Genomic DNA, 21,374 nt, shown 5'->3' on the forward strand with positions numbered 1-21,374 from the left:
GTGGTCTGCCCCTCAGGGCTTGTCCGTTCCGCTCGACGACGCCATCAAGTCGTCAACGAACCGGCGCATCAGGCGCACCAGGTCGCTGAAGTCTTCCTCGCTCCACGTGGCGAGGATCGGGGCCGCGATCCTCTGACGCGCGGCGTCCAAGGCGTCCGTCATCTGCCGCCCCTTGTCGGTGATCACCGCCTCATGGACGCGGCGGTCGGCTGCGCTGGGTCGACGTTCGATCAGCCCCAGGCCCTCGAGCTTCGCGACCTGGCGGCTGACGGTCGTGTAATCGCGCCCGGCTCGGTCCGCGAGCTCGACCACGCCGATCGGCCCGAAGCGCTCGATCCCCACCAGCAGCCGAAAGAGGGCTTGATCCAGGGAGACGCCCGCCTCCGCGAGCAGCGCTTGATCGCGCTGCGGCTGATTCATGAGCGCGACCAGATCGACCATGGCTCCGTGGAGCTCGCGGAGCTTCTTCTTGGCGATGCGTGTATTTTGCACGAATTCCCTTGACGGTTCGGGGACGTGAATATATGCATGATACACATATCTGAAGCGCAGTCCAACAAAGCGGAGCTCGCCGTGGAACCTATTTTTTCGACGGATGTACTGATCGTTGGCGCAGGTGCTGCTGGGTTGACCCTGGCCATTGAGCTCGCCCGTCGGGGCGTCGCGTTCCGGCTCATCGACCGGCTGGACGGGCCGTTTCGCGGCTCGCGCGGCAAAGGGATCCAGCCGCGCAGCCAGGAGGTGTTCGAGGATCTGGGCATCCTCGACCGGGTCGTTGCGGCCGGCGGCCTGTACCCGCCTCCGCGGGACTATCGCGACGACGGAGGTTACGAGGAGTCGCAGATCATGGAGCCTCAGGCCCCGACGCCTGGCGAGCCCTATCGTCTGCCGCTGCTCGTGCCCCAGTTCCTGACCGAAGCTGCGATGCGCGAGCGTCTGGCGGAGCTCGGGAGCACCCCCGAGTTCGGCCGCGAGCTGAAGAGCTTCGAGCAGGACGGCGAGGGCGTCACCGCCCGCGTCGCCGGCCCGACGGGCGAGGAGACCGTCCGCGCCCGCTACCTCGTCGGAGCGGACGGCGGCCGCAGCGTCGTACGGCACGCGCTCGCGATCGGCTTTCCCGGCAAGACCCTGGGGGTGCGCGCCGTCGTCGCCGACGTCGTCCTGGATGGGCTCGGCAGGGACGCCTGGCATCGCTTCAACGACAGGTCGATGGAGAAGATGATGTGGCTGTGCCCGCTCGCCGGCACCGACATGTTCCAGCTGCAGGCGCCGATCCCTCTGGAGGGCGATGTCGATCTCTCCGCGGAAGGCCTGACAGCGATGGTCGCGGGCCGCACGGGCCGAGGCGACGTCGTGATCCGTTCGGTCTCCTGGGCCTCCGCCTACACCATGAACGCGCGCCTCGCCGACCGTTACCGGGACGGGCGCGTCTTCCTCACCGGCGACGCCGCGCACGTCCACCCGCCGACGGGCGGGCAGGGCCTCAATACGAGCGTGCAGGACGCCTACAACCTCGGCTGGAAGCTCGCCGCCGTCCTGGCAGGTGCGCCGGAGGCGCTGCTCGCGACCTACGAAGAGGAGCGCCGGCCGGTCGCCGCGGAGACGCTCGGCCTGACGACGAAGCTGCTGGAGGCGGCCAAGCAAGGCGTCATGCGCCGCGGCCGCGAGGTGCATCAGCTCGATCTGGGGTACCCGGAGTCGTCGCTGGCCTTGGAGAAGCCGAAGCGCAGCGGCGGCGTCCTCGCGGGCGACCGGGCGCCGGACGCGCCCGTCCGCGGCGTGGCGGGGATGCCGACACGGCTCTTCAAGCTCTTTCAAGGCCCGCATTGGACCTTGCTGGGTTACGGGGTGGACCGGCTCTCGGCCGTCGAGCCGCGCCCCGGGCTCCACATCCACGCCGTCGGGCCGCGCGGCGACATCGTCGATGATGGCGGCCATCTCCGCGCTGCCTATGGCGTGTCGCCCGGCGACTGGGTGCTCGTCCGGCCGGACGGATATATCGGCGCCATCGTGTCGTCGGATCATGCGCCGGAGCTGGAAGCCTATCTTGCCAGTGTCGGCCTCCCGTCGCGGGGATGACGAGGACGAGAGCGCCTCCGCGACCTTCCGGCCGGACGTCCCCGGGAGGCAGGGGCGCGGCGGGTTATTGGGGGATGACGGTCGGGGCGCACGTCGATACGCCGGCGCCGATGACCTCGGCGGGGAGGTCGTCCCGCAGGAGCTCCGGCGGCGCGCCGGAGCCGGGATCGTAGCGATAGACGCTCGACGTGATCCTCTCGACGGGGTCGGGGTTCGTGACGAAGAAGTAGAAGGCGCCTCCCCAGGTCGCGAACGCCCAGCTCGCGTCGTCGTGAATGCTCACTCCGGAGAGTGGTGTCTGCGAGAGCGTGGCGCCGGTCCTCTTGTCGTACTCGCTGAGGGACGCCGGCTCCCCCGGCGCCCCCCTCACGAAGCCGAAGAGCCGGCCGTCGCCCGTGCCGGTGAGGTCCGCGTCCCCGCCCTCGCCCACGCCGAGCGGACGGGCGGTGCGGCTCCGCGCGTCGAACATGGCGAGCGCCCGGACGGGATCCGCCTCGTCGCGCGTCCCGCCGAGCAGCGCCTCGCGGAGGTAAAGGGTCTCCTCGCCGGAGACGCCGTCGGACGCGAACGCCATCCCGAACCTCCAGAGCGGGTCGTTCCCCGGCGGGCTCATGACCGGCTCGCAGACGCCGGTCTCGATATCGAGGCGCACGAGCCGACCGCTATGGCTCCCGATCCAGGCGACGCCGCTCCGATCGACGGCCATCGACAGCGGCGACACGGCCTCGATCCGCCACCGATCCACGGGAGCCGCGCACTCGAACTGGCCGATGAACCGGAAGTCCAGCGTGGCCGGGTGGAACGAGTAGAGCTCGCTGTACGACGAGACCGTGTAGATGTGGTGCGACGTCAGCGCGGAGCACGCGCCGGGAACGGTGACGGACGGAGGGTTCCACACGGCCGGCGGGCCGGGGTTCACCCACGTCGGGTCGATCCACCCGTCGCCGCCCCCGACGCCGCCACCCCCGGCGCCGCCGCCCCCGCCGTCGCCGGGGAGCGCTCCGGCGGAAGGATCGAGCGTGGTGCCGCTCGCGCACGCGGCGAGCGACAGGGAGAGCACGCCAGCACGGATCAGACCCAAAGACGACCGCAGCATACCGATCCCTCGAAGCGCGGTTGAAGCGCTGCGGGTACGTGGGGACGAGCCGTCGTCCCCATTTGAAATTCGACCTGGTGCCCCCTGTTCCCCGGCGGCAGCGGCGCCTCGCGCCCGGGCGCGGCGGGCCAGCTCCCGGCCGCCGCCCTCGCCTCTGGCGGGACTACTGACGCACGGAAGGGGCGCTAAGCTCCGCCGCATGCCCCCGATCGGCTCTCCCTCCGGCGCACGTCACGCAGCGCAGGCCCTCGCAGCGGAGCCCGCGCGGCCCCGCGGGCGGGCGTGACCCCATGCCGCCCTCCCGCTTCCGCCCCGGGCTCGGCCGCCCCAGCGCGCCGGCCCCCGCGATCGCGTGGTTCGCGTTCCGCGGCGACGAGCTCCTCGTCCGCGCGCCGCCCGACGGCGGCGATCGCTTCGACGTCCCCGTCGCGGCCGATCTCGCGGAGCTCGGCGTCGTCGCCGTGCGCGACCAGCCGCTCGGCGAGCTCGACGGGCGACCCTGCCGCTCCGCGGAGCTCGCGCAGGGCGCTCCGGCCCCCGAGGGGCACGCCTACGTCTCGCTGCGGCGCCTCCACGGGCGCATCGATCCGGAGCTGTTCGACGTGGCGGGCACGGCGTACCAGGTGCAGCACTGGGACCGGGCGCACCAGTACTGCGCGGCGTGCGGCGCCGAGCTCGAGGCCGGGCAGGACGAGCGGGTCAAGCGCTGCGTCCGCTGCGCCAGCAACTACTTCCCCCGGATCACGCCCGCGACGATCGTGCTCGTCGAGGACGGGCCGCGCGTGCTCATGACGCGGCAGGCGCGGTTCCCGGCGGGCATGTACGGCCTCGTGGCGGGCTTCGTCGAGCCCGGCGAGACGCTGGAGGCGTGCGTCGCGCGCGAGGTCCACGAGGAGACGGGCGTCGACGTCGCGGACATCGCCTATTTCGGCAGCCAGCCGTGGCCGTTCCCGCACCAGATCATGGTCGGCTTCACCGCGCGCTACGCCGGCGGCGAGCTCCGCGTCGACACGCGCGAGCTCGAGGACGCGCGCTGGTTCCACCGCGACGCGCTGCCGCTCTTGCCGCCGCCGCTCAGCATCGCCCGCAAGCTCATCGACGCCTGGCTCTCTCGCGCAGCGCGGTAGCGGCGCCAGCGCAGCGGATCGGTGCTCCTGCGCGGCCGTGCTATCGTCCAGGCATGCAGGCGCACCGAGCGCTCCTCGAGACAGACGAGCAAGGCCGGCTGAAAGAAATACCGGTCCTCCCGCCTCGCACGCGGGTTGAGGCGATCTTCCTGGTGCTCGAGGAACCGCCCTCGTCGCCGGCCGTAGTGCGCCGGCCACCGGCGGAGCTCGCTGGGCTTCAGATCCTGGGCGACGTGATCGCCCCGGCCATCGATGAGCCCGACTGGAGCGTGAACGACGCGTGATCGTCCTCGACACGCACACCTGGCTCTGGTGGATCCAGGGCACCGCCGACGCGCTTCCTTCCAAAACGAAGGCGCTCATCGAGCACGAGCCCGGCCCCGTCGGCGTCGCCTCGGTCTCCTGCCTGGAGGTTGCATGGCTTGCGAAGAAGGGTCGCATCGTGCTCCCGGTCTCCGTCGAGGATTTCTTCACGAAGGCGATTGAGCAGGCAGGCCTCGTCCTGCTTCCCCTGACGCCGTTGATCGCAGCAAAATCGGCAGCTCTGCCGGATCTGCACCGCGATCCGATCGACCGGGTGATCATCGCCACCGCCATCGAGCACAGCGCCGAGCTGGTGAGCAAGGACGATCTCGTCTCCCGCTACCCCGGCGTCCGCGTCCGCTGGGATTCATGACGCAAGGGAGCGATCGTCGTTAGCGCACCACCTCTCGGTTCGGTCGGTCTCGGCGCTGCGGCTGCCGCGGTCGCTCCCCTCAGACGCGGCGCTGCTTCCAGGCCCCGCGGCGGAACATGAGCCAGCCCGCGACCGCGAGCGTCGAGAACGCCACCGCGATCGCGATGGGCACGCCCGTCGACCCGAGCCCCGCGGCGCGCGCGAGCCCCCAGCCGAGCGGGATCTCCCAGAGCCAGAAGCAGGCGAAGTTCAGCATCGTCGGCGTCCACGTGTCGCCGGCGCCGTTGAAGGCCTGCATGAACACCATCCCGAACCCGTAGAACAGGAACCCGCACGCCACGATCCGCAGCGTCTCCGTGCCGAAGCGGAGCACCTCGGCGTCGCCCGTGAACGCGCCGACGATGGCGCCCGCGCCCACCGCGAAGACCAGCCCGATCGCGCCGAGCATGACCGTGTTCCAGACGCCCGCGCGGTAGACCGCGGCCTCGGCCCGCTCGGGGCGCCCGGCCCCGAGGTTCTGCCCCACCATCGTCGCGGCGGCGTTCGCGAGCCCGAACGCCGGCAAGATCGCGAACGCGATGACCCGCATCCCGATCGTGTAGCCGGCGAGCGCCGCGCTCCCGAAGGGGGCGAGGATGCGCACCATGCCGATCCAGCTCGCCGTGCCGATGAGCGCCTGCAACGCGCCGTTCGCGAACAGGCGGAGCAGCGCCGCGAGCGCCCTCGGGTCGGGCACGAGGTGCCGCGCCCTCACCTTCACGCGACCGCCGCCGCGCGCGAGCAGGAAGACCTGCAGCGCGACGCCGGTCCCGCGGCCGAGCGTCGTCCCGACAGCGGCGCCCGTCACGCCGAGCTCCGGGAACGGGCCGAGGCCGAAGATGAAGCACGGGCCGAGCACCATGTTCAGCGCGTTCGACAGCCAGAGCACCCGCATCGACAGCGCCGCGTCGCCGGCCCCGCGGAAGACCGCGTTCATGACGAACAGCATCAGGATCGTCCCGTTGCCGAGCAGCATGATCGAGGCGAACGGCGCGCCGGTCGCGACCACCCCGGCGCTCGCCCCCATCGCCGCGAGCAGCCGCGACGCGAGCAGCCCGCCGGCCGCCGCGATCGGCAGGGAGGCGAGCACGCCGAGCACGATCGCCTGCCCCGCCATGGCCGCCGCCTCCTCGGGGCGCCCCTCGCCGATCCGCCGCGCGACCGTCGAGGACGCGGCGACCGAGAGGCCCATCCCCAGGGCGTACACCACCGCGAGGAGCGACTCCGTGAGCCCGACGGCGGCGACCGCGTCGGCGCCGAGCCGCGACACCCAGAAGACGTCGACCACGACGAAGAGCGACTCCATGAGCATCTCCATGACCATGGGGATCGCGAGCAGGACGATCGCCCGGTCGATGGAGCCCTGGGTGAAGTCGTGCCCGCTGCCGCCGACCGCGTCGCGGAGCGTCGACCAGACGCCGGCGCCGCGGCGCGGGCCGGGCGAGGGCGCATCGGGTTCCGCGCGCAGGTCGCGGGCAGGGGTCGTGGCGTGGTCGCGCATGGGGCGAGCAAAGCTGATCGCGGGCGCCCGTCCCGTCCAGCGCCTTTGCGGGCCCGCGCGGCCGTCCGGATGGCCGGGCCGCGACGTCAGCGCAGGCGCAGGGCGGCGAGCGCCACGCCGCACAGGCCGCCGAGCACGAAAATGACCGCGCCGAGCAGCGCCAGGCGCGACCTGCGCCCGTGGGCCTGGGCCTCGGCCGGGACCGCGCGCACCCACGCCTCGATCTCCTCCGGCGGAGCCGCCTGCTCGGCGGCGACCCGCTCCTCGACCCAGGCCGCCACCTTCACGAGCGCGCTCTCCACGTCGGGGTCGTCGACCCCGTGAGCCATCATCGAGCGTCGGACCCGCGCGTGGACGAGCCGCTCTTGCCGCGCCTCCGGCGCGCTCGAGCTCCGGACTGGATCGGCCCATGGAGGCGGACGTCTCGGCGTGTCCTTCGGGAATGTCATCGCTTCGCCCTCCACGCGGCGGCGCCCTGCGAGATCCAGGCGAGCGCGGGCGCTCTGCCGCTGCGCTGCCGTCCGGGGTGCCGGCGGTGAATCGCGCCGTCGGCGCTCCGCTCGATCTCACGGCCTCACTGCATAGCCATCCCTATGGCGTGGTCGCCTGGGCCGCCACCGCGGGGGCCATCTCGCAGGCCTGCGCCACCCTTTCCGCCTTCGCGGAGACATTTACCGGTTCCGGCGCCTCCGTCCTGCGCTCAGGTGGTGGCCGGATTTGAACATGAAGGCGGGAAGGCGGGAAGAAGAGATCCATGATCTTCCCGCCTTCATGTGAATCACTCCGGGGCAAATTGGGCCACCACCCTGCGCTCAGACGCCTGCGACAGCCTCCATCCCGTCTGCGCCGAGCTCCCTGGACTTCGATGATGGCCTCTCCTCGTTCCACCTCCCGGATCGCCGCGTCTTCAGCGGATCGTGAACGGATCCCGATCTCGCGCGCTGAGCTCGACGCGGAGCGACGGCACCTCGGCGCGGAGCCGCTCGGCGAGGCGCTTCAGCGCGGCGCGCTCGCTGTTCGAGTGCAGCGCGCACACCACCGTGACGCCGGCGCTCGCGGCGCGCAGGGCGTCGTGGTGGCGCAGCTCGCCGGTGAGGTAGAGCTCGGCCCCCTGGGCGATCGCGTCCTCGAGGAGCGCGCCGCCCGCGCCGGCGCACGTCGCCGCGCGCGCGACGGCGCGCTGCTCGGGGCCGGCCACGAGCAGCGCGCCGACCCCCAGGGCCGCCTTGACGCGGCCGAGCAGATCGCCGACCGGCACGGCGCCGCCGAGCGGCCCGATCCGGCCGATACCGACCCGCAGCGGCTCGACGGCGAGCTCGACGAGGTCGAACGCCACCTCCTCGTACGGGTGCGCGGCGCGCATCGCCTGCAGGACCGCCTCGGTCCGCTCGCGGGGAAAGACCATCTCCAGCCGTACCTCGGTCACGCGCTCGAGCCGGCCCTTCTCGCCCACGGTGGGGTTCGTGCCCTCCTCGCCGAAGAACGTCCCCGTCCCGACCGTGCGGAAGCTGCAGCGCGAGTACCGGCCGATCCGGCCCGCGCCCGCCTCGGCGAGGGCGTCGGCCACGGCGTCGGCGTGGTCCTCCGGGACGAAGACGACGAGCTTGTGCTGCCACGCCTTGGACGGCGCCCGCCGGAGCGGCGCGCGCTCCGCGGACATCCCGAGCGCGTCGGCGAGGACATCGTTGGTGCCGCCCTCGGCGACGTCGAGCGCGGTGTGGGGCGAGTACAGCGCGATGCCGTCCCGGATCGCCGCGAAGATGGGGCTCGGCGCGACAACGCGCTTCACCGCCTCGAAGAGCGGCGGGTGGTAGGCGACGACGAGATCGCAGCCGAGCTCGCGCGCCTCCCGGGCGACCTCGGGGGTGTAGTCGATGGCGAGGAGCGCCGCCGACGAGGGCCGCGCGGGGTCGCCCGCCAGGAGGCCCACGTTGTCCCAGGGCTCGGCGAACCGGAGCGGGGCGATCGACTCCAGCGCGGCCACGACGTCTTGGAGGAGGGTCATACGCGCATCTATACCAGCGGCGGCGGCGGCCGCGGCGCGGGGCGAGGCGAAAGCGCGGCCGCGGCGCCAGCGGCCGCGACGGCGCGGAGGACGCGAGGCGCCGTGTCGCCCCGTCGGACTCCGGACGCCGAGCTCGGTGGAGATCGGGTAAAGAGACGCCATGCACCCGAGCGAGCAGCCCACCGGAACGGTCGTGTCGATCTGGCGATATCCGGTCAAATCGATGCAAGGAGAGGAGATCGACGAGGCGGCGATCACCGACCGAGGCGTGCTCGGCGACCGGGCCTACGCCGTCCTGGACCGGGAGACGGGGCACGTCGCGAGCGCCAAGCACCCCGGCAAGTGGGGCGCGCTGCTCGCGTGTCGGGCGGCCTTCGCGGAGCCGCCGCGCCCCTCGGCGCCCCTGCCGCCCGTGTGGATCACGCTCCCGGACGGCGCCGTGATCAGCAGCGCGCAGCCGGACGTGGATCGGGCGCTCTCGCGCGCGCTCGGCCGCGACGTGGCGCTCGTGAGCCGACCGCCCGAGGCGCCGAAGCGCGAGGCGGATCGGTCGCCCATCGACGGCTCCGCGGCCCAGGCCACGATCGTCGAGGAGCCGATGGCGCTCGCCGCGCCGGCCGGCACGTTCTTCGATGTGGCCGCCGTGCACGCGCTGACCACGGCCACGCTCGATCGCCTGCGCGATCTCCACCCCTCCGGCCGCATCGAGGCCCCGAGGTTCCGCCCCAACCTCGTCGTCGCGACGCCCCCGGGCGAGCGCTCCTTCGTCGAGAACGGCTGGATCGGCCGCGCCCTGGAGATCGCCCCGGAGGTCCGCCTCGACGTCATCGACCCTTGCCCCCGGTGCGTCGTCCCCACGCTGCCCCAGGGCGACCTCCCGCGCGATCCGGGCCTCTTGCGCGCGCTCGCCCGGCACAACGCGGTCGCGAGCGCGACCGTCGCCCCCGGCGTCGTGTTCCCGGCGGTCGCCGGGATCTACGCGGCCGTGCGCCGCGCCGGCGCGATCCGCCGCGGGGCCGCCGTCCGGCTGGAGCCAGCGCCCCCGTCCCGCTGACCGGCCCTGCCGCGGGTCCCCTCGATCTCCGCGCCCCGCGATCCGGCCGCGCCCCCGCCCGACAGGGCGCACCGCGAGCGCGCCAAACCACCCACATCGCCACCCTCGCCCTCACCGGAGAACTCACGTGTTCACCCTCGAGCACGGATTGCCACCCTCGCGCCAAATCGCGCAGAACGCCGGCCCAAATCGCTCGAGCGGGCGAACACGAGCGCTCTTTCGCCAACTCACGTGATGGACTGGGGTGGTGTTTTCATGTCCATTCAGGATCTCTCTCGATCCATGCCAGTCGCGCAAACATAACATCAGGCTGGATCACTGGCCGTTCGTACGTGATTGTTCCGCCGAGACAGGCCAGCTCCCCGTGTCAAGCCGGGAGCACGGCTGTGGCCGCGAATTTGCTCTGAAGGTCCAGACACCCGCGAGACGGCGGCGCGGCGTGACGATCGCGAGCGATGGTCGCGCCGCGCGAAGTGCGGAGTCGCCGTCAAGTTACATCAGCAACGGAGAGGCTGGCGGCGCTTGCGGCCTCTCCTTGGTAGCGCTCCGTCGCGCCGCGCCTGGGCTCCTGAGGGGGAAGGGTGCGGCGCTCTCCGACACGGGGGGAGACGGGCGCATCGGACCGAGCCAGGAAAGGAAGATTCCATGCAGCGCTTCAAGTCACACCTCACCACGGTTGCCCTCACCGCAGCGTGCGCGTTCGCGCCCGGCTGCCTGAGCATCGACGCCGGTGACGAGGGAGCGGGGCCGACCCCGACCGCAACGGGGACGCTGACCGTCGCCGTCGCCAATGGCGAGGCGCGGTACATGCTGGAGCGGGAAGACGGGGAGTTCGTGCGCCTGAACCTGGACTCGATGACGGAGGCGCCGCAGGGCGCCGAGGCGCCGATCGACTGGCGCACGGCGAGCGGCTCCCCGGTGGACGTGTTCGGCAGCGAGACCGACGACGGCGCGATCATCGTCGACGCGATCCGGCCGGCCGAGGGCATCGGCGAGCTGACGAGCGCGCTCGTCACGACCGGGGCCAAGCGCGTCCTGGTGCTGCGCGTGCAGTTCGACGGCGGCCAGACGCTGGGCACGGAGCAGGACGTGCGCAACACCATGGATGGGGCGGCGACCCACCTGGCGGGCTCGTCGTTCGGGAAGATGCAGCTCCAGTACGACGTCGCCGGCCCGTTCAACATCGCCTTCGGCAAGTGCGACGACTACAACCGGTGGCAGAACGAGGCCAAGACGGCGGCGCGCAACGCCGGCTTCGATCTCAACGCGTACCAGCACTACATGATCATGGGCAAGATGGATTGCGGGTACGCCGGCATGGGCGCGCAGCCCGGCAGCGCCACCTGGATCGCCGGCCTCTGGCCCGAGGTCGTCGTGCACGAGCTCGGCCACAACTTCGGCCTGTGGCACGCCTCCTCGCGCACCTGTCGCAGCAACGGCGCGACCGTGACCATGAGCAACGAATGCACCTTCGACGAGTACGGCGACGTGTTCGACCCGATGGGCAACGGCGGCAAGCAGCACTTCAACGCCAACTACAAGGTGAACCTCGGGTGGATCCCGTCGACGCAGGCCGTGACGGTGACCGCCGACGGGACCTACACGCTCGCGCCGATGACCGAGGCGAGCACCGGGACCCAGCTCCTCCGCGTCAAGGGCCCGAACGACATCATGTACCAGATCGAGTTCCGCCAGCCGGCGGCGACGAACGTCGTCGACTCGCGCAACCTCTCCACGAAGGGCGTCCTCATCCATGCGTTCTTCACGCAGTCGCGAGAGAGCGGCCGGGCGCACCTGCTCGACATGATCCCTGGCGGGAACTTCAGGGACGCGCCGCTCGTGGTCGGCGCTTCTCATCAGCTCTTCGGGACGAACGCGACGGTGAAGGTCCTCTCGGTGTCGGCCACGGGCGCGCAGGTCCAGATCTCCGGTCTCGGCGGCACCGGCGGCGACCCCGGCGGCGACCCCGGCGGCGACCCGGGCGGCGATCCCGGCGGCACCGGCGGCCAGAGCTTCGCGGCCGTCCATTCGGGCAAGTGCATGAGCGTCACCGGGGCGAGCCTGGACAACGGCGCCACCATCATCCAGCGGCCGTGCACCGGGGCGGGCGACCAGCAGTGGAAGGTCGAGACGATCAGCGGCACCACGGTGACCGTGAAGAACGTGAACAGCGGAAAGTGCCTCGACGTGCAGGGGGCCAGCCGGAACAACTCCGCGAACATCACGCAGGCGGACTGCGACAGCAGCAGGAACAGCCAGAAGTGGGATGTCCTCGATCGCGGCGACGGCGTCATCTCGCTGCGCTCGGTCAACAGCGGCAAGTGCGTGGACGTCAACGGGGTCAGCACCGCCGACAACGCCAGGTTCATCCAGTACACGTGCAGCACCGGCACGAACCAGCGGTTCCGGCGGCAGTAGCGCGCCTCCGGGGCGCGACGGCCGGGGGCGCCGCGCCCGCCCGCGCGCCGCGGAGCGGCGGATCGTGACCGGCGTCGGGAAGGGATCTCCCCGGCCCGGCGCCGCTCCCGCGGCCTCCTGTCGAGGCGTTGCGCCGTGCAGGAGGATCGATGAACCTCCCCTCGATGAACCGCATCGCTCTCGGGCTCGCGGCCGCCGCGGCGGGCATCGCCCTCTCCGCCGCGGCGCCCGCGCTGGCCAACGGCCGATACCCCACCGCCGGCCAGATCCTTGTCGATCCCGCCGATCCGGAGCACATCGTCGTCCGCGCGACCTACGGCGTCCTCACCACCCGTGACGGCGGCCAGCGCTGGTCGTGGATCTGTGAAGCGGCGGTCGGCTACAGCGGCTTCGAGGATCCCATGATGGTCGTCACCGCCGACGGCTCGATGCTCGCGGGGCTCTTCGACGGGCTCAGCGCGACGCACGACGGCGGCTGCGACTGGCAGATCGCCGAGGGCGCGCTCGCCCAGCGCAACATCGTCGATCTGTCGATCGACCGCGCGGACCCCTCGAGCGTGCTCCTGCTCGGCTCCAGCGTCATGGCGAGCGACGCGATCTTGACCCAGGTCTGGGCGTCGAAGGACGACGGGAGGACGTGGACCCAGGCCGGGGCCGACTTCCCGAGCACGTTCCTCGGCGTGACCCTGGACAGCGCGCCGAGCGATCCCCGGCGCATCTACGTGAGCGGGCGCCGCAACGGCCCCACGTTCCAGGGGATCGTGCGGCGCTCGGACGATCGCGGCGCGACCTGGGAGGAGTTCGACGTCCCTGGCAGCGACGATCGCAACCTGCCCTACCTCGGCGCCGTGGACCCGGAGGACCCCGACGTGGTGTATGTGCGCCGCGACGGCGATGGAGCGGACGCCCTGCTGGTCTCGCGGGACGGGGGCGCCACCTGGCGCGAGGTGTTCCAGGCGGTGAGCCTCCTCGGGCTCGCCCTCTCGCCCGACGGGACCAGGATCGCGGCCGGCAGCGACATGGATGGCCTGTGGGTCGCGCCGACGGATACGCTGGAGTTCACGCAGGTGGGGCAGCTCGGCGTCCGCTGCCTGACCTGGACCGCGCGGGGCCTCTTCGCCTGCGCCGACGAGCTCGTGGACGGCTTCTCCGCGGGCGTCTCCACGGACGGGGGCGCGACGTTCTCGCCGCTCATGACGCTCGACCGCCTCTGCGGCCCGCCGGCGGCCTGCGGGGCCGAGGGCTCGACCGGCCGGACCTGCCCCGACCTCTGGCCGGCGACCGCGAGCTTCGTCGGCGCCGCGCGCTCGTGCGAGGCCGGCGCGGCCTCGGGCGGCGCCGCGGGCGCAGGCGGGAGCGGGGCGAGCGCCGGCGGGGGCGAGGCGGGCGCGGGGGCGGCCGAGCCGAGCGCCGGCGGCGGCTGCTCCTGCGAGGCGTCGGGCGGGGGGCGCGCCGGGGCGCTCGCGGGCTGCCTGGTCGCGGCCGGCGGCGCGCTCCTGCGCGCGCGGCGGCGGGGCGGAGCCGCGCGCGGGCGCCGGGGACGGAGCCGCGCGCGGGCGCCGGGAGCGCCGTGACGGCCCGGGCCGTTCCAGGATCGGGCGCGGGCCATGCGCGCTCGCGCGCTCGCGGCAGAGATGCGGTGGTGAGCGGTGGAGAAGGGAAACGCTGACCGGATGAGCTCGGGTGGCGCGGACAGGCACCCTCCGCGGCGCCGCACAGCGCGGCTCAATACAGAAAGCAGATTCCTGGCTTCTCCTCGCATTGGCCGAGCACGCAGTAGCCCTCGCAATCGGCGTCGCTCGCGCACGCCTTGCGGGCGCAGGCCCCGCCGGTCGGATCGCATGCCTGGTTCACCGGGCAGTCCGCGTCGGCGGCGCACGGCTTCGCGCGGCAACGGTGATCCGGCGCGCAGGCCAGCATCGCCGGGCAGTCGGCGTCGGTCGCGCAGCCGCGGACGCAGACGGCGCTCACCTGCAGGGGCGGAGGACACGTGAAATGCGGCATCTCGCAGATGAACGGGCCGACCGCGCCGCCCTCGTTCCCTCCCGCTCCCCCGCCCTCGCCCGCCATGCCGGCGCAATCCTCGTCAGCCCCGCATTGGACAGCGCTCTGCACCTCGTAACAGGCGGCGTCGCTGACCGGATTGCAGGTGTCGTTGTCGCAATCCTCCCCGCGCCGACACTCGAGCTCACCGAGCGCTCCGCCCCCGTTGCCCCCCTCTCCCGCGGGTTCCTGGGCCGTCCCGCCACAGCCGACGGCGAGGCAGAGGGCCATCCCGACCATCCATCCATCAAGTCCTTCAAGCCGACCAAGCATCACGACAGCGTACCAGAGGCCGCGTGTCCGGGAGATCGCAGCACGATCGCGACCGCCGGACAGCGCCGGGCGCGCGCCGCTCGGCGCGGCCGCCGCGGAGCGAGAGGGCCGCCGCGACGGGCACCGCAGCGATCGGGAGAGCCCGGCCTGCGTGCGAGCGCGCTGACGCCGAGCTCCTGGACGCGCGGAGCGAGCCTGGGCGGAGCGTCGCGGCGCCCGGCGCCGCGACCCGGTTTGTTGGCCAGGCCGGACGCCCCGATGGACAATGGCGAGACGGTCACGATGAAGACGTGGAGCTTTCTCGCCCTGGGACGCAGCTACGAGATCACGGATTATGGCCCCAGATTCGGCATCGAGGTCACGCGGAACGGCTACACGGTGTGGACCGGCTACCGTGACGGCGCGCGGCTCGTGACGGACACGAGCACCCTCCCCGCGCGCGAGCTCGGGGCGCTCCGCGAGGAGCTCCTCCGGCGAGCGGCCTCCCGGGGCGCCGCCCCGGCGGCGGACGCGGGCCTGGGCGCGCGCCGGCCGCAGCGCGCGGTCGAGCAGCTCGACCTGCTCGGGGCGCCCGCGCTCGGCGGCTGCCAGCGCTGAGCCGGAGGGGGCTGCTCCCGGAGGGCTCGCGCGGCGCTCAGACCTCCAGCGCGCTCTCGACGACGCGGTGCACGAGGCCGTACGCCTGGGCCTCGCGCGCGGTCATCCACAGGTTGCGCTCGGTCTCCTGCGCGATCTTCGCGGCATCCTGCCCGGTCGCCTCGGCGAAGATGCGGTTGAGCCGCTCGCGCGCGGCCATGATCTGGGCCGCCTCGATCTCGATGTCCGACGCGGGGCCGCGCACGCCGCCGAGCGGCTGGTGCAGGAGGAAGCGCGTGTTCGGGAGCGCGAACCGGTTCTCCCGCCGCGCGGCGACGAAGATCAGCGCGCCCGCGCTGGCGACCCATCCGGTGCCGATCACCTTGACCTCGGGCCGGATGAAGCGAATCACGTCGTAGATCGTATCTCCCGACTCCACGTGTCCCCCCGGCGAGTGGATCAGGACCCGGATCGGCGCCTCGCTCTGGTTCGCGAGGGCGAGGAGCTGCGCCGTGGCGGCATGCGCCAGCTCGCTGGTGATCTCCCCGAAGATCAGGACGGTCCGGCTCTTCAGGAGGCTGCTCTGGACCTCCTCGGACGGCGCGCGGTGGGGCAGCTGTTCTTCGTTCGGCGTCGCATCGAAGCGCATCATGGCCCCGAGCATCCGGCCGCCCCCGCCCGCGCGCCATGACCGCGAGGCGCGGAGTCATGCTCGCGCGTCTCGATCCCCGAAGGAGCGCTGGACGAGCGGCCTCGGCGCGGGCAACCATGGGGCATGGCGGACGAGATGGAGCGGCAGCTTCCCCGCGGCGTGGCGGTCTCCCGGCATCACGGCCCTCCTGGCGTGCTCTGGCGCGCGGGCGCTGGGGCTCCGCCGAGCCTCCACGTCGTCGTGCAGGGCGCGTTTCGCCTCGAGCACGACGGGGCGTGCACCGTGGGCGGGGGGCGCGCCCTGGAGCTCGACGCCGGCGACCTCGTGCTCCTCGGGTTCGGCGCGCGCGGCGCGGGGCCCGGCGAGCAGAGCCTGTGTTGCGTCGCGCCGCCGGCCGGCGGCGCTGCCGCGGCGGCGGAGCTGATCTCGGCGACCTACGCCGCTGCGCCCGGCGGGGCGCTCGCCTCGCTCGCGCCGGTGGTCCACCTCGCTGCCGGCGAGGTGCGGCGCGCGCCGGGGCTCTCGGCCGTGGTGGGCCTGCTGCGCGCCGCGCTCGCGGATCCGTCCCCGGGGCAGGCCGCGCTGGCGCGCTCGCTGCTCGAGCCGCTGCTCGCCTACGCGCTGCACTGCCACGAGCGGGCGGGCGAGGTGGGCGAGGCGCGCGCGCGGGGCCGGCGTGGGGCGCGCGCCTTCGACCGGCGCGTCGCCCGCGCGCTCCGGCTCATGCAGGAGAGGCCGGCGGAGCGCTGGACCCTCGAGGCGCTCGCGAAGGCGGCGGGCCTCTCCCGCGCCGCGCTGGCGCGGCGGTTCCTGGCCGAGCTGGGCGTCCCGCCGCTCCGCTACCTCGCCGAGCTGCGGATGCAACGGGCGGCCGAGCTGCTCGCCGAGGGCGACGGCTCACTGGCCGCCGTGGCGGCCGAGGTCGGCTACGACTCGGAGTTCGCGTTCAGCCGCGCGTTCAAGCGCCACACGGGCGAGGCGCCGGGCGCGTTCCGCCGTCGCAGCCGCTCCGAGGGGGCCGCGTTCCGGCTGCCGCCGGTGCGCGCGGCGGCGTGAGGGCTTCGCCGGGGCGGCGCGGGAGGTGACGTGCACCTCTGCGTCGCTCATCGCCCGTTCGACCTGCGGCGGAGGGGGCGGCGCCGCCGTGTAGGGGGCCCACCTTCTTGATCAGCCGCGGACCCACGAGGTAGCTCCGATAATCCTGCTCGAGCTGCTCGGGCGAGATGTCCCCCGATCGCTTGCTGAAACACCTGCCGCACCGGCGCGCCGCGCGAGGCAGCCTCGACGAAGCTGGCAAAGCGCCGCACGTAGGGATCGGGGCCATGGATCGGCACGTGCACGAGCGCCCATGAGCTCAGGTAATTGAGCACGACCCGGCGCCGCTCGGCGCCCGACGCATCGTCGGAGCGGCCGTAGAAGCCGTCTCGGCCAAGGTGGATGAGCTCCGTGACGGATCTCGCTCAGAGCCGTGGCTTCCTCGATGGAGGACGCGGTCGCTCCACAACGGTCCTGACCCCCGGAGGCTGCTCCGCAAGATCATCGACGACCCGCGACGCTTGCTCCGACCATCCGCTCCAACTCGGGCAGCTTCTCGCGGTAGCCGGAGATGCCGTGGTCCACGAAGGTGTCGGTCAGGACAGTCACGAGGAGGGCACGCCATATGTAACCAGATAGCGGCCAGACAAAGGCGAACAAGCAGGCTCACGCTCAGCCTTGGCGCTGGCTACGATGGCTCGACGAACCCCCAGCATCTCCTCGCGTACTCTATCACCACCTTTGCGACACCACGCTCGAGCGACGACATCTCCGCACGAATATATTCGCCCTTGAGCGGCGCACCGGAAGCAATGACCGTATACGGGCCATTGTCGGCCAAATCTCTACCGCCATCGATCTTTATTAGCACCACCGCTCCGTCGCCGCGCATGCGCTCAAGGAGCGGAAGCACCACATCAATCCCTTGCCACTGTGCCGGAATTGGGTTCAGACCAAGATAGCGAGCCAGAGACGGGATAAGCACACGTTCATCCATGGCCATCAAACACCTCGAAATTCAGCAGGAATTTCGTTGACAGTCCTGAGCTCACCGCGCGCCACCTGGCCGATAACCGAACGAACCTGGACGCTCGACACACCGCCAGCAATCCCGTTTCGTAACGCCAGCGTCTCGTATACGGCCTGGGCAGTCCGGAGCCCTGACGCGCGCCTTCACCTCATCGCACCTCCCCCGCAGCCGCCCGGCCGGCCGCGCTCCCCCCTAGCGCACCGCGCGCCCGCCCTATCGCTCGGAGGCCTTGCCGCTCGCGCCGGGCGCCGCCGTCCCCGCCCCACCCTCCCCGGGGAGGCACATCTTTCGCCCCGCGCTGTCGGCGATCGCCTCGCAGGTCTTCAGACCCGCCGGGCAATCGTCGGCGCTCTCGCAGTACGCCGAGCAGTGCCCCGGCTGATCCAGGGCGCCGGCCCGGTGCAGGCATCGCCCGTGCTGGCACTCGACCGCCGTCATGCACGCCTCGCCGGGCGCCCGGCCCTGCGGCTTGCTGCACACGCCGTCCGGACCGTCGTCGCGGGAGCGGCACACGTACCCCGCGCCGCACTCCCGGTCGACCCGGCAGCCCTTCGAGCAGACGCCCCCGATCGCCGCGCACACCGACGACGCGCACTCCGCGCCGTCCGCGCACGCCTCGCCGAACCCCTTCTTCGCTGCCGGGCTCACCCCCGCGCGCTCCTCGCAGCCCGCCCCCGCGCCGAGCGCTCCCAGCGCCCCCGCGAGCGCCAGCACCCCGCCGCGCGCCAGCGCCCCACCGCGCGCCATCGCGCCGCCCCCCGCTCCGCCTCGCATCGCCCGCCCTCCGTGGATCATCCGCCGACCTCCCGAGGCTCCGGCGGGCGACGCTCCCCTGGCGCACCAGGTCGCCGGGCCGCCTGCGCTCCTAGCACACCGGCGGCCTGGTGCGATCGCCAACCTCCCGACGCACGGAACCTCACCCGAGCACGTCGCGCAGCCCACCAGCTTGGGCCGGATCCGTCTAAAGTGCGCCGCCATGGCCAACCCGATCGACGTCGATCCCAACCCTCAGAGAGAAACCCCCGCCCAGCGAGAGCCCTCCCAGCGAGACACCCCCGCCGCTTTTTTCCGCGGAAACCCGGCGCCCGACGCGCGCACCGGCATGCACCCGGTCGCGCTCCGCCGCGCCTTCGCGGACCACCTCCACTACTCGCGCGCCCGGGAATCCCTGACCGCCACGCCGTTCGACCGGTACGTCGCCCTCGCCCTCTCCGTGCGCGATCGCCTCGTCGACCGGTGGACCAAGACCCAGCACACCTACTACGAGCAGGACGTCAAGCGCGCCTACTACCTCTCCGCGGAGTTCCTCCTCGGCCGCGCGCTCGTCAACAACCTGCAGGCCCTCGACATCTACGACAGCTACAAGACCGTCCTCACCGAGCTCGGCGTCAACCTCGACGACCTCGTCGATCAGGAGCCCGACGCCGGGCTCGGCAACGGCGGCCTCGGCCGGCTCGCCGCCTGCTTCCTCGACTCCATGGCCACCATCGGCCTGCCCACCTACGGCTACGGCATCCGCTACGAGTTCGGCATCTTCGAGCAGGTCATCCGCGACGGCTACCAGGTCGAGCGCGCCGACGAGTGGCTCCGCTTCGGCAACCCGTGGGAGGTCGAGCGCCCCGAGCACGCCGTCCCGGTCTCGTTCGGCGGCTACACCGAGCGCGTCCCCGACAAGCGCGGCGGCTTCCGCGTCATCTGGCGCCCCTCCGAGCAGGTCATCGGCGTCCCCTTCGACACGCCCATCGCCGGCTTCCAGTCGAACACCGTGAACACCCTCCGGCTGTGGTCCGCCCGCGCCGGCGAGGAGTTCGACTTCGAGCTCTTCAACGCCGGCGACTACGTGCACGCCGTCCACGAGAAGAACCAGTCGGAGGTCATCTCCAAGGTCCTCTACCCGAACGACAACTTCGACAAGGGCAAGGAGCTGCGCCTCCGCCAGGAGTACTTCTTCGTCGCCTGCTCCATCGCCGACATCGTGAACCGCTACAACCGGGTCCACCCGGACTTCTCGCGCTTCGCCGAGAAGAACGCGATCCAGCTGAACGACACGCACCCCGCCATCGCGATCGCCGAGCTGATGCGCGTGCTCATCGACGAGCACCTCGTCAGCTGGGAGGACGCCTGGAAGCAGACCGTCGCGGCCTTCGGGTACACGAACCACACGCTCCTGCCCGAGGCGCTCGAGCGCTGGCCCGTCGCGCTCTTCGAGCGGCTCCTGCCGAGGCACCTCGAGATCATCTACGAGATCAACCGGCGCTTCTTGCGCGAGGTCATGGACGCCCACCCGCAGGACCACGACCGCGTCGCGCGGATGTCGCTCATCGAGGAGGGGCACGAGCGCCACGTGCGCATGGCCTACCTCGCCGTCGTCGGCTCGCACTCGGTCAACGGCGTGGCCAAGCTCCACTCCGAGCTCGTCAAGCGCGACCTGCTCCGCGACTTCTACGACCTCTGGCCCGAGCGGTTCAACAACAAGACGAACGGCGTCACCTTCCGGCGGTGGCTGCTCGCCTGCAACCCCGCGCTCGCCGCGCTCGTCACCGAGAAGGTCGGCCCGCGCTGGGTGACGGAGTTCGAGCGGCTGCGCGAGCTCGAGCGCCACCTCGACGACCCGGAGTTCATCGAGCGGATCGCCAGCGTCAAGCGCGCGAACAAGGCGGCGCTCGCCAAGTTCATCGGGCAGGAGCTCGACATCTCCGTCGACCCCGCCTCGATCTTCGACGTCCAGATCAAGCGCCTCCACGAGTACAAGCGCCAGCTGCTCAACGCGCTCCACATCGTCGCGCTCTACCTGCGCCAGAAGCGCGGCGAGCACGTCACGCCGCGGACCTTCATCTTCGGCGCCAAGGCGGCCCCCGGCTACCGGCAGGCGAAGCTCATCATCAAGTTCATCCACGCCGTCGCCTACGTCGTGAACGGCGACCGGCGCCAGAGCGCGCTCCGCGTCGTGTTCATGCCGAACTACCGCGTCTCGCTGGCCGAGCGCATCATCCCGGCCGCCGACGTCTCCGAGCAGATCTCGACCGCCGGCATGGAGGCGTCGGGCACCGGCAACATGAAGCTCGCGCTGAACGGCGCGCTCACCGTCGGCACGCTCGACGGCGCGAACATCGAGATCCGCGACGCCGTGGGCCCGGAGAACTTCTTCCTGTTCGGTCTCACCGCCGACGAGGTGATCGCCCGCCGCTGCGAGCACTTCGAGGGGCGCGACGCGGTCGCGGCCGACCCGGAGCTCCGCGAGGTGATCGACCTCATCTCGTCGGGCTTCTTCTCGCCGGAGTACCGCGAGCTCTTCCAGCCCCTGCTCGACCGGCTGCTCGGCCGCGACGAGTACATGATGCTCGCCGACTTCAAGGCCTACTCCGCCTGCCAGCGCGAGGTGGAGGCGGCCTACGTGGACCGGAAGAGCTGGCTGCGCAAGTCCGCGCTCAACATCGCCCGCGTGGGCGAGTTCTCCTCCGACCGCACGGTGCGCGAGTACGCGCGCGACATCTGGGGCCTCACGCCCGTCGACATCGACCTCGGCGCCGCCAGGTCGCTCCTGTGACCGCGTGACCCCGCCGCCCCGGCAGGCGCGCCCGCGCCCGCCGGGACGCGCCCGCGCCCGCCGGCAGACGGCGACGCACGCCCGACGACGGCGGCGACGCGCGCCCGCCGGCGGCGGTGCCGCACCGGGCGGACCCGACGGGCCCTCCGGGCAGACCCGACCCCTCTTCAGCTCGCTTCCAGGACGCGGACGCCGCGACGGACGGAAAAATCCCGGTGCGCGC

Annotated in this window: 19 protein-coding genes; 10 read left to right on the top strand and 9 right to left on the bottom strand. The window is 72.3% G+C overall.

What is annotated here, in order from left to right:
• Positions 1-12: 12 nt before the first annotated feature.
• Complete coding sequence (locus tag WME83_RS26430) at positions 13-441, bottom strand: MarR family winged helix-turn-helix transcriptional regulator (RefSeq protein ID WP_437312467.1); 429 nt, start codon at positions 439-441, stop codon at positions 13-15.
• Between the two features lie 87 nt (positions 442-528).
• Between WME83_RS26430 and WME83_RS26435 the strand changes: the two genes are divergently transcribed.
• A complete protein-coding gene (locus WME83_RS26435; protein WP_437322045.1) occupies positions 529-2,079 on the top strand; it encodes an FAD-dependent oxidoreductase in 1,551 nt (516 codons plus the stop codon).
• Positions 2,080-2,143: 64 nt separating this feature from the next.
• On the opposite strand, the gene WME83_RS26440 is transcribed toward WME83_RS26435, so the two are convergent.
• Positions 2,144-3,175 carry a hypothetical protein gene (locus WME83_RS26440; protein ID WP_437312468.1) on the bottom strand — a complete coding sequence of 344 codons (1,032 nt, stop codon included), beginning with the start codon at positions 3,173-3,175 and terminating at the stop codon, positions 2,144-2,146.
• 290 nt (positions 3,176-3,465) lie between these two features.
• Between WME83_RS26440 and nudC the strand changes: the two genes are divergently transcribed.
• The 3 genes from nudC to WME83_RS26455 all read left to right on the top strand — a co-directional run bounded on the left by nudC (position 3,466) and on the right by WME83_RS26455 (position 4,978).
• A complete protein-coding gene (gene nudC / locus WME83_RS26445) occupies positions 3,466-4,302 on the top strand; it encodes an NAD(+) diphosphatase (protein WP_437312469.1) in 837 nt (278 codons plus the stop codon).
• Positions 4,303-4,454: 152 nt separating this feature from the next.
• Positions 4,455-4,586 (top strand): hypothetical protein, encoded by a 132-nt coding sequence (locus WME83_RS26450; protein WP_437312470.1) that lies wholly within the window; start codon positions 4,455-4,457, stop codon positions 4,584-4,586.
• A complete protein-coding gene (locus tag WME83_RS26455) occupies positions 4,583-4,978 on the top strand; it encodes a type II toxin-antitoxin system VapC family toxin (RefSeq protein WP_437312471.1) in 396 nt (131 codons plus the stop codon). Before WME83_RS26450 ends, WME83_RS26455 begins: the two co-directional genes overlap by 4 nt.
• Before the next feature lie 79 nt (positions 4,979-5,057).
• Here the strand turns inward: WME83_RS26455 and WME83_RS26460 are convergent, their stop codons facing one another.
• From WME83_RS26460 to WME83_RS26470, 3 genes are all read right to left on the bottom strand, one after another.
• Positions 5,058-6,518, bottom strand: a complete 1,461-nt coding sequence (locus WME83_RS26460) for an MATE family efflux transporter (RefSeq protein WP_437312472.1) — start codon at positions 6,516-6,518, stop codon at positions 5,058-5,060.
• Positions 6,519-6,604: 86 nt separating this feature from the next.
• The gene (locus WME83_RS26465; RefSeq protein WP_437312473.1) at positions 6,605-6,850 is read right to left on the bottom strand and encodes a hypothetical protein; all 246 of its coding nucleotides are present in this window, start codon (positions 6,848-6,850) and stop codon (positions 6,605-6,607) included.
• Positions 6,851-7,425: 575 nt separating this feature from the next.
• On the bottom strand, positions 7,426-8,523 hold the full coding sequence (locus tag WME83_RS26470; protein WP_437312474.1) for a Nif3-like dinuclear metal center hexameric protein: 1,098 nt from the start codon (positions 8,521-8,523) through the stop codon (positions 7,426-7,428).
• Between the two features lie 160 nt (positions 8,524-8,683).
• On the opposite strand from WME83_RS26470, the gene WME83_RS26475 reads away from it, so the two are divergent.
• The 3 genes from WME83_RS26475 (at position 8,684) to WME83_RS26485 (ending at position 13,569) form a co-directional block, all read left to right on the top strand.
• A complete protein-coding gene (locus tag WME83_RS26475) occupies positions 8,684-9,577 on the top strand; it encodes an MOSC domain-containing protein (protein ID WP_437312475.1) in 894 nt (297 codons plus the stop codon).
• Positions 9,578-10,222: 645 nt separating this feature from the next.
• Positions 10,223-11,995 carry an RICIN domain-containing protein gene (locus WME83_RS26480; RefSeq protein WP_437312476.1) on the top strand — a complete coding sequence of 591 codons (1,773 nt, stop codon included), beginning with the start codon at positions 10,223-10,225 and terminating at the stop codon, positions 11,993-11,995.
• Positions 11,996-12,144: 149 nt separating this feature from the next.
• Positions 12,145-13,569, top strand: a complete 1,425-nt coding sequence (locus WME83_RS26485) for a WD40/YVTN/BNR-like repeat-containing protein (protein ID WP_437312477.1) — start codon at positions 12,145-12,147, stop codon at positions 13,567-13,569.
• A gap of 151 nt (positions 13,570-13,720) precedes the next feature.
• On the opposite strand, the gene WME83_RS26490 is transcribed toward WME83_RS26485, so the two are convergent.
• Positions 13,721-14,269: a hypothetical protein gene (locus WME83_RS26490; RefSeq protein WP_437312478.1), complete on the bottom strand. Its 549-nt coding sequence runs from the start codon at positions 14,267-14,269 to the stop codon at positions 13,721-13,723.
• A gap of 300 nt (positions 14,270-14,569) precedes the next feature.
• Between WME83_RS26490 and WME83_RS26495 the strand changes: the two genes are divergently transcribed.
• Positions 14,570-14,908 (top strand): hypothetical protein, encoded by a 339-nt coding sequence (locus WME83_RS26495; protein ID WP_437312479.1) that lies wholly within the window; start codon positions 14,570-14,572, stop codon positions 14,906-14,908.
• 37 nt (positions 14,909-14,945) lie between these two features.
• Here the strand turns inward: WME83_RS26495 and WME83_RS26500 are convergent, their stop codons facing one another.
• Complete coding sequence (locus WME83_RS26500; RefSeq protein WP_437322046.1) at positions 14,946-15,536, bottom strand: ATP-dependent Clp protease proteolytic subunit; 591 nt, start codon at positions 15,534-15,536, stop codon at positions 14,946-14,948.
• A 126-nt stretch (positions 15,537-15,662) separates the two neighbouring features.
• Between WME83_RS26500 and WME83_RS26505 the strand changes: the two genes are divergently transcribed.
• Positions 15,663-16,595, top strand: a complete 933-nt coding sequence (locus WME83_RS26505; protein ID WP_437312480.1) for an AraC family transcriptional regulator — start codon at positions 15,663-15,665, stop codon at positions 16,593-16,595.
• Positions 16,596-17,262: 667 nt separating this feature from the next.
• Here WME83_RS26505 and WME83_RS26510 read toward each other — a convergent pair.
• A complete protein-coding gene (locus WME83_RS26510) occupies positions 17,263-17,571 on the bottom strand; it encodes a hypothetical protein (RefSeq protein ID WP_437312481.1) in 309 nt (102 codons plus the stop codon).
• Between the two features lie 246 nt (positions 17,572-17,817).
• Positions 17,818-18,378, bottom strand: a complete 561-nt coding sequence (locus WME83_RS26515) for a hypothetical protein (RefSeq protein WP_437312482.1) — start codon at positions 18,376-18,378, stop codon at positions 17,818-17,820.
• Between the two features lie 202 nt (positions 18,379-18,580).
• Between WME83_RS26515 and WME83_RS26520 the strand changes: the two genes are divergently transcribed.
• Positions 18,581-21,151 (top strand): glycogen/starch/alpha-glucan phosphorylase, encoded by a 2,571-nt coding sequence (locus tag WME83_RS26520; RefSeq protein WP_437312483.1) that lies wholly within the window; start codon positions 18,581-18,583, stop codon positions 21,149-21,151.
• The last annotated feature ends 223 nt before the right edge of the window (positions 21,152-21,374 follow it).

The sequence above is a fragment of the Sorangium sp. So ce385 genome, from assembly GCF_051474135.1.
GTDB lineage: Bacteria > Myxococcota_A > Polyangia > Polyangiales > Polyangiaceae > Sorangium > Sorangium cellulosum_D.

Excerpts from the sequence above, each read along its gene's own strand:
- WME83_RS26430 (WP_437312467.1), bottom strand. The coding sequence starts at position 441 with ATGGTCGATCTGGTCGCGCTCATGAATCAGCCGCAGCGCGATCAAGCG.
- WME83_RS26435 (WP_437322045.1), top strand. The coding sequence starts at position 529 with ATGATACACATATCTGAAGCGCAGTCCAACAAAGCGGAGCTCGCCGTG.
- WME83_RS26440 (WP_437312468.1), bottom strand. The coding sequence starts at position 3,175 with ATGCTGCGGTCGTCTTTGGGTCTGATCCGTGCTGGCGTGCTCTCCCTG.
- nudC (WP_437312469.1), top strand. The coding sequence starts at position 3,466 with ATGCCGCCCTCCCGCTTCCGCCCCGGGCTCGGCCGCCCCAGCGCGCCG.
- WME83_RS26460 (WP_437312472.1), bottom strand. The coding sequence starts at position 6,518 with ATGCGCGACCACGCCACGACCCCTGCCCGCGACCTGCGCGCGGAACCC.
- WME83_RS26465 (WP_437312473.1), bottom strand. The coding sequence starts at position 6,850 with ATGATGGCTCACGGGGTCGACGACCCCGACGTGGAGAGCGCGCTCGTG.
- WME83_RS26470 (WP_437312474.1), bottom strand. The coding sequence starts at position 8,523 with ATGACCCTCCTCCAAGACGTCGTGGCCGCGCTGGAGTCGATCGCCCCG.
- WME83_RS26475 (WP_437312475.1), top strand. The coding sequence starts at position 8,684 with ATGCACCCGAGCGAGCAGCCCACCGGAACGGTCGTGTCGATCTGGCGA.
- WME83_RS26480 (WP_437312476.1), top strand. The coding sequence starts at position 10,223 with ATGCAGCGCTTCAAGTCACACCTCACCACGGTTGCCCTCACCGCAGCG.
- WME83_RS26485 (WP_437312477.1), top strand. The coding sequence starts at position 12,145 with ATGAACCTCCCCTCGATGAACCGCATCGCTCTCGGGCTCGCGGCCGCC.
- WME83_RS26490 (WP_437312478.1), bottom strand. The coding sequence starts at position 14,269 with ATGGCCCTCTGCCTCGCCGTCGGCTGTGGCGGGACGGCCCAGGAACCC.
- WME83_RS26495 (WP_437312479.1), top strand. The coding sequence starts at position 14,570 with ATGGACAATGGCGAGACGGTCACGATGAAGACGTGGAGCTTTCTCGCC.
- WME83_RS26500 (WP_437322046.1), bottom strand. The coding sequence starts at position 15,536 with ATGCGCTTCGATGCGACGCCGAACGAAGAACAGCTGCCCCACCGCGCG.
- WME83_RS26505 (WP_437312480.1), top strand. The coding sequence starts at position 15,663 with ATGGCGGACGAGATGGAGCGGCAGCTTCCCCGCGGCGTGGCGGTCTCC.
- WME83_RS26510 (WP_437312481.1), bottom strand. The coding sequence starts at position 17,571 with ATGGATGAACGTGTGCTTATCCCGTCTCTGGCTCGCTATCTTGGTCTG.
- WME83_RS26515 (WP_437312482.1), bottom strand. The coding sequence starts at position 18,378 with ATGCGAGGCGGAGCGGGGGGCGGCGCGATGGCGCGCGGTGGGGCGCTG.
- WME83_RS26520 (WP_437312483.1), top strand. The coding sequence starts at position 18,581 with ATGGCCAACCCGATCGACGTCGATCCCAACCCTCAGAGAGAAACCCCC.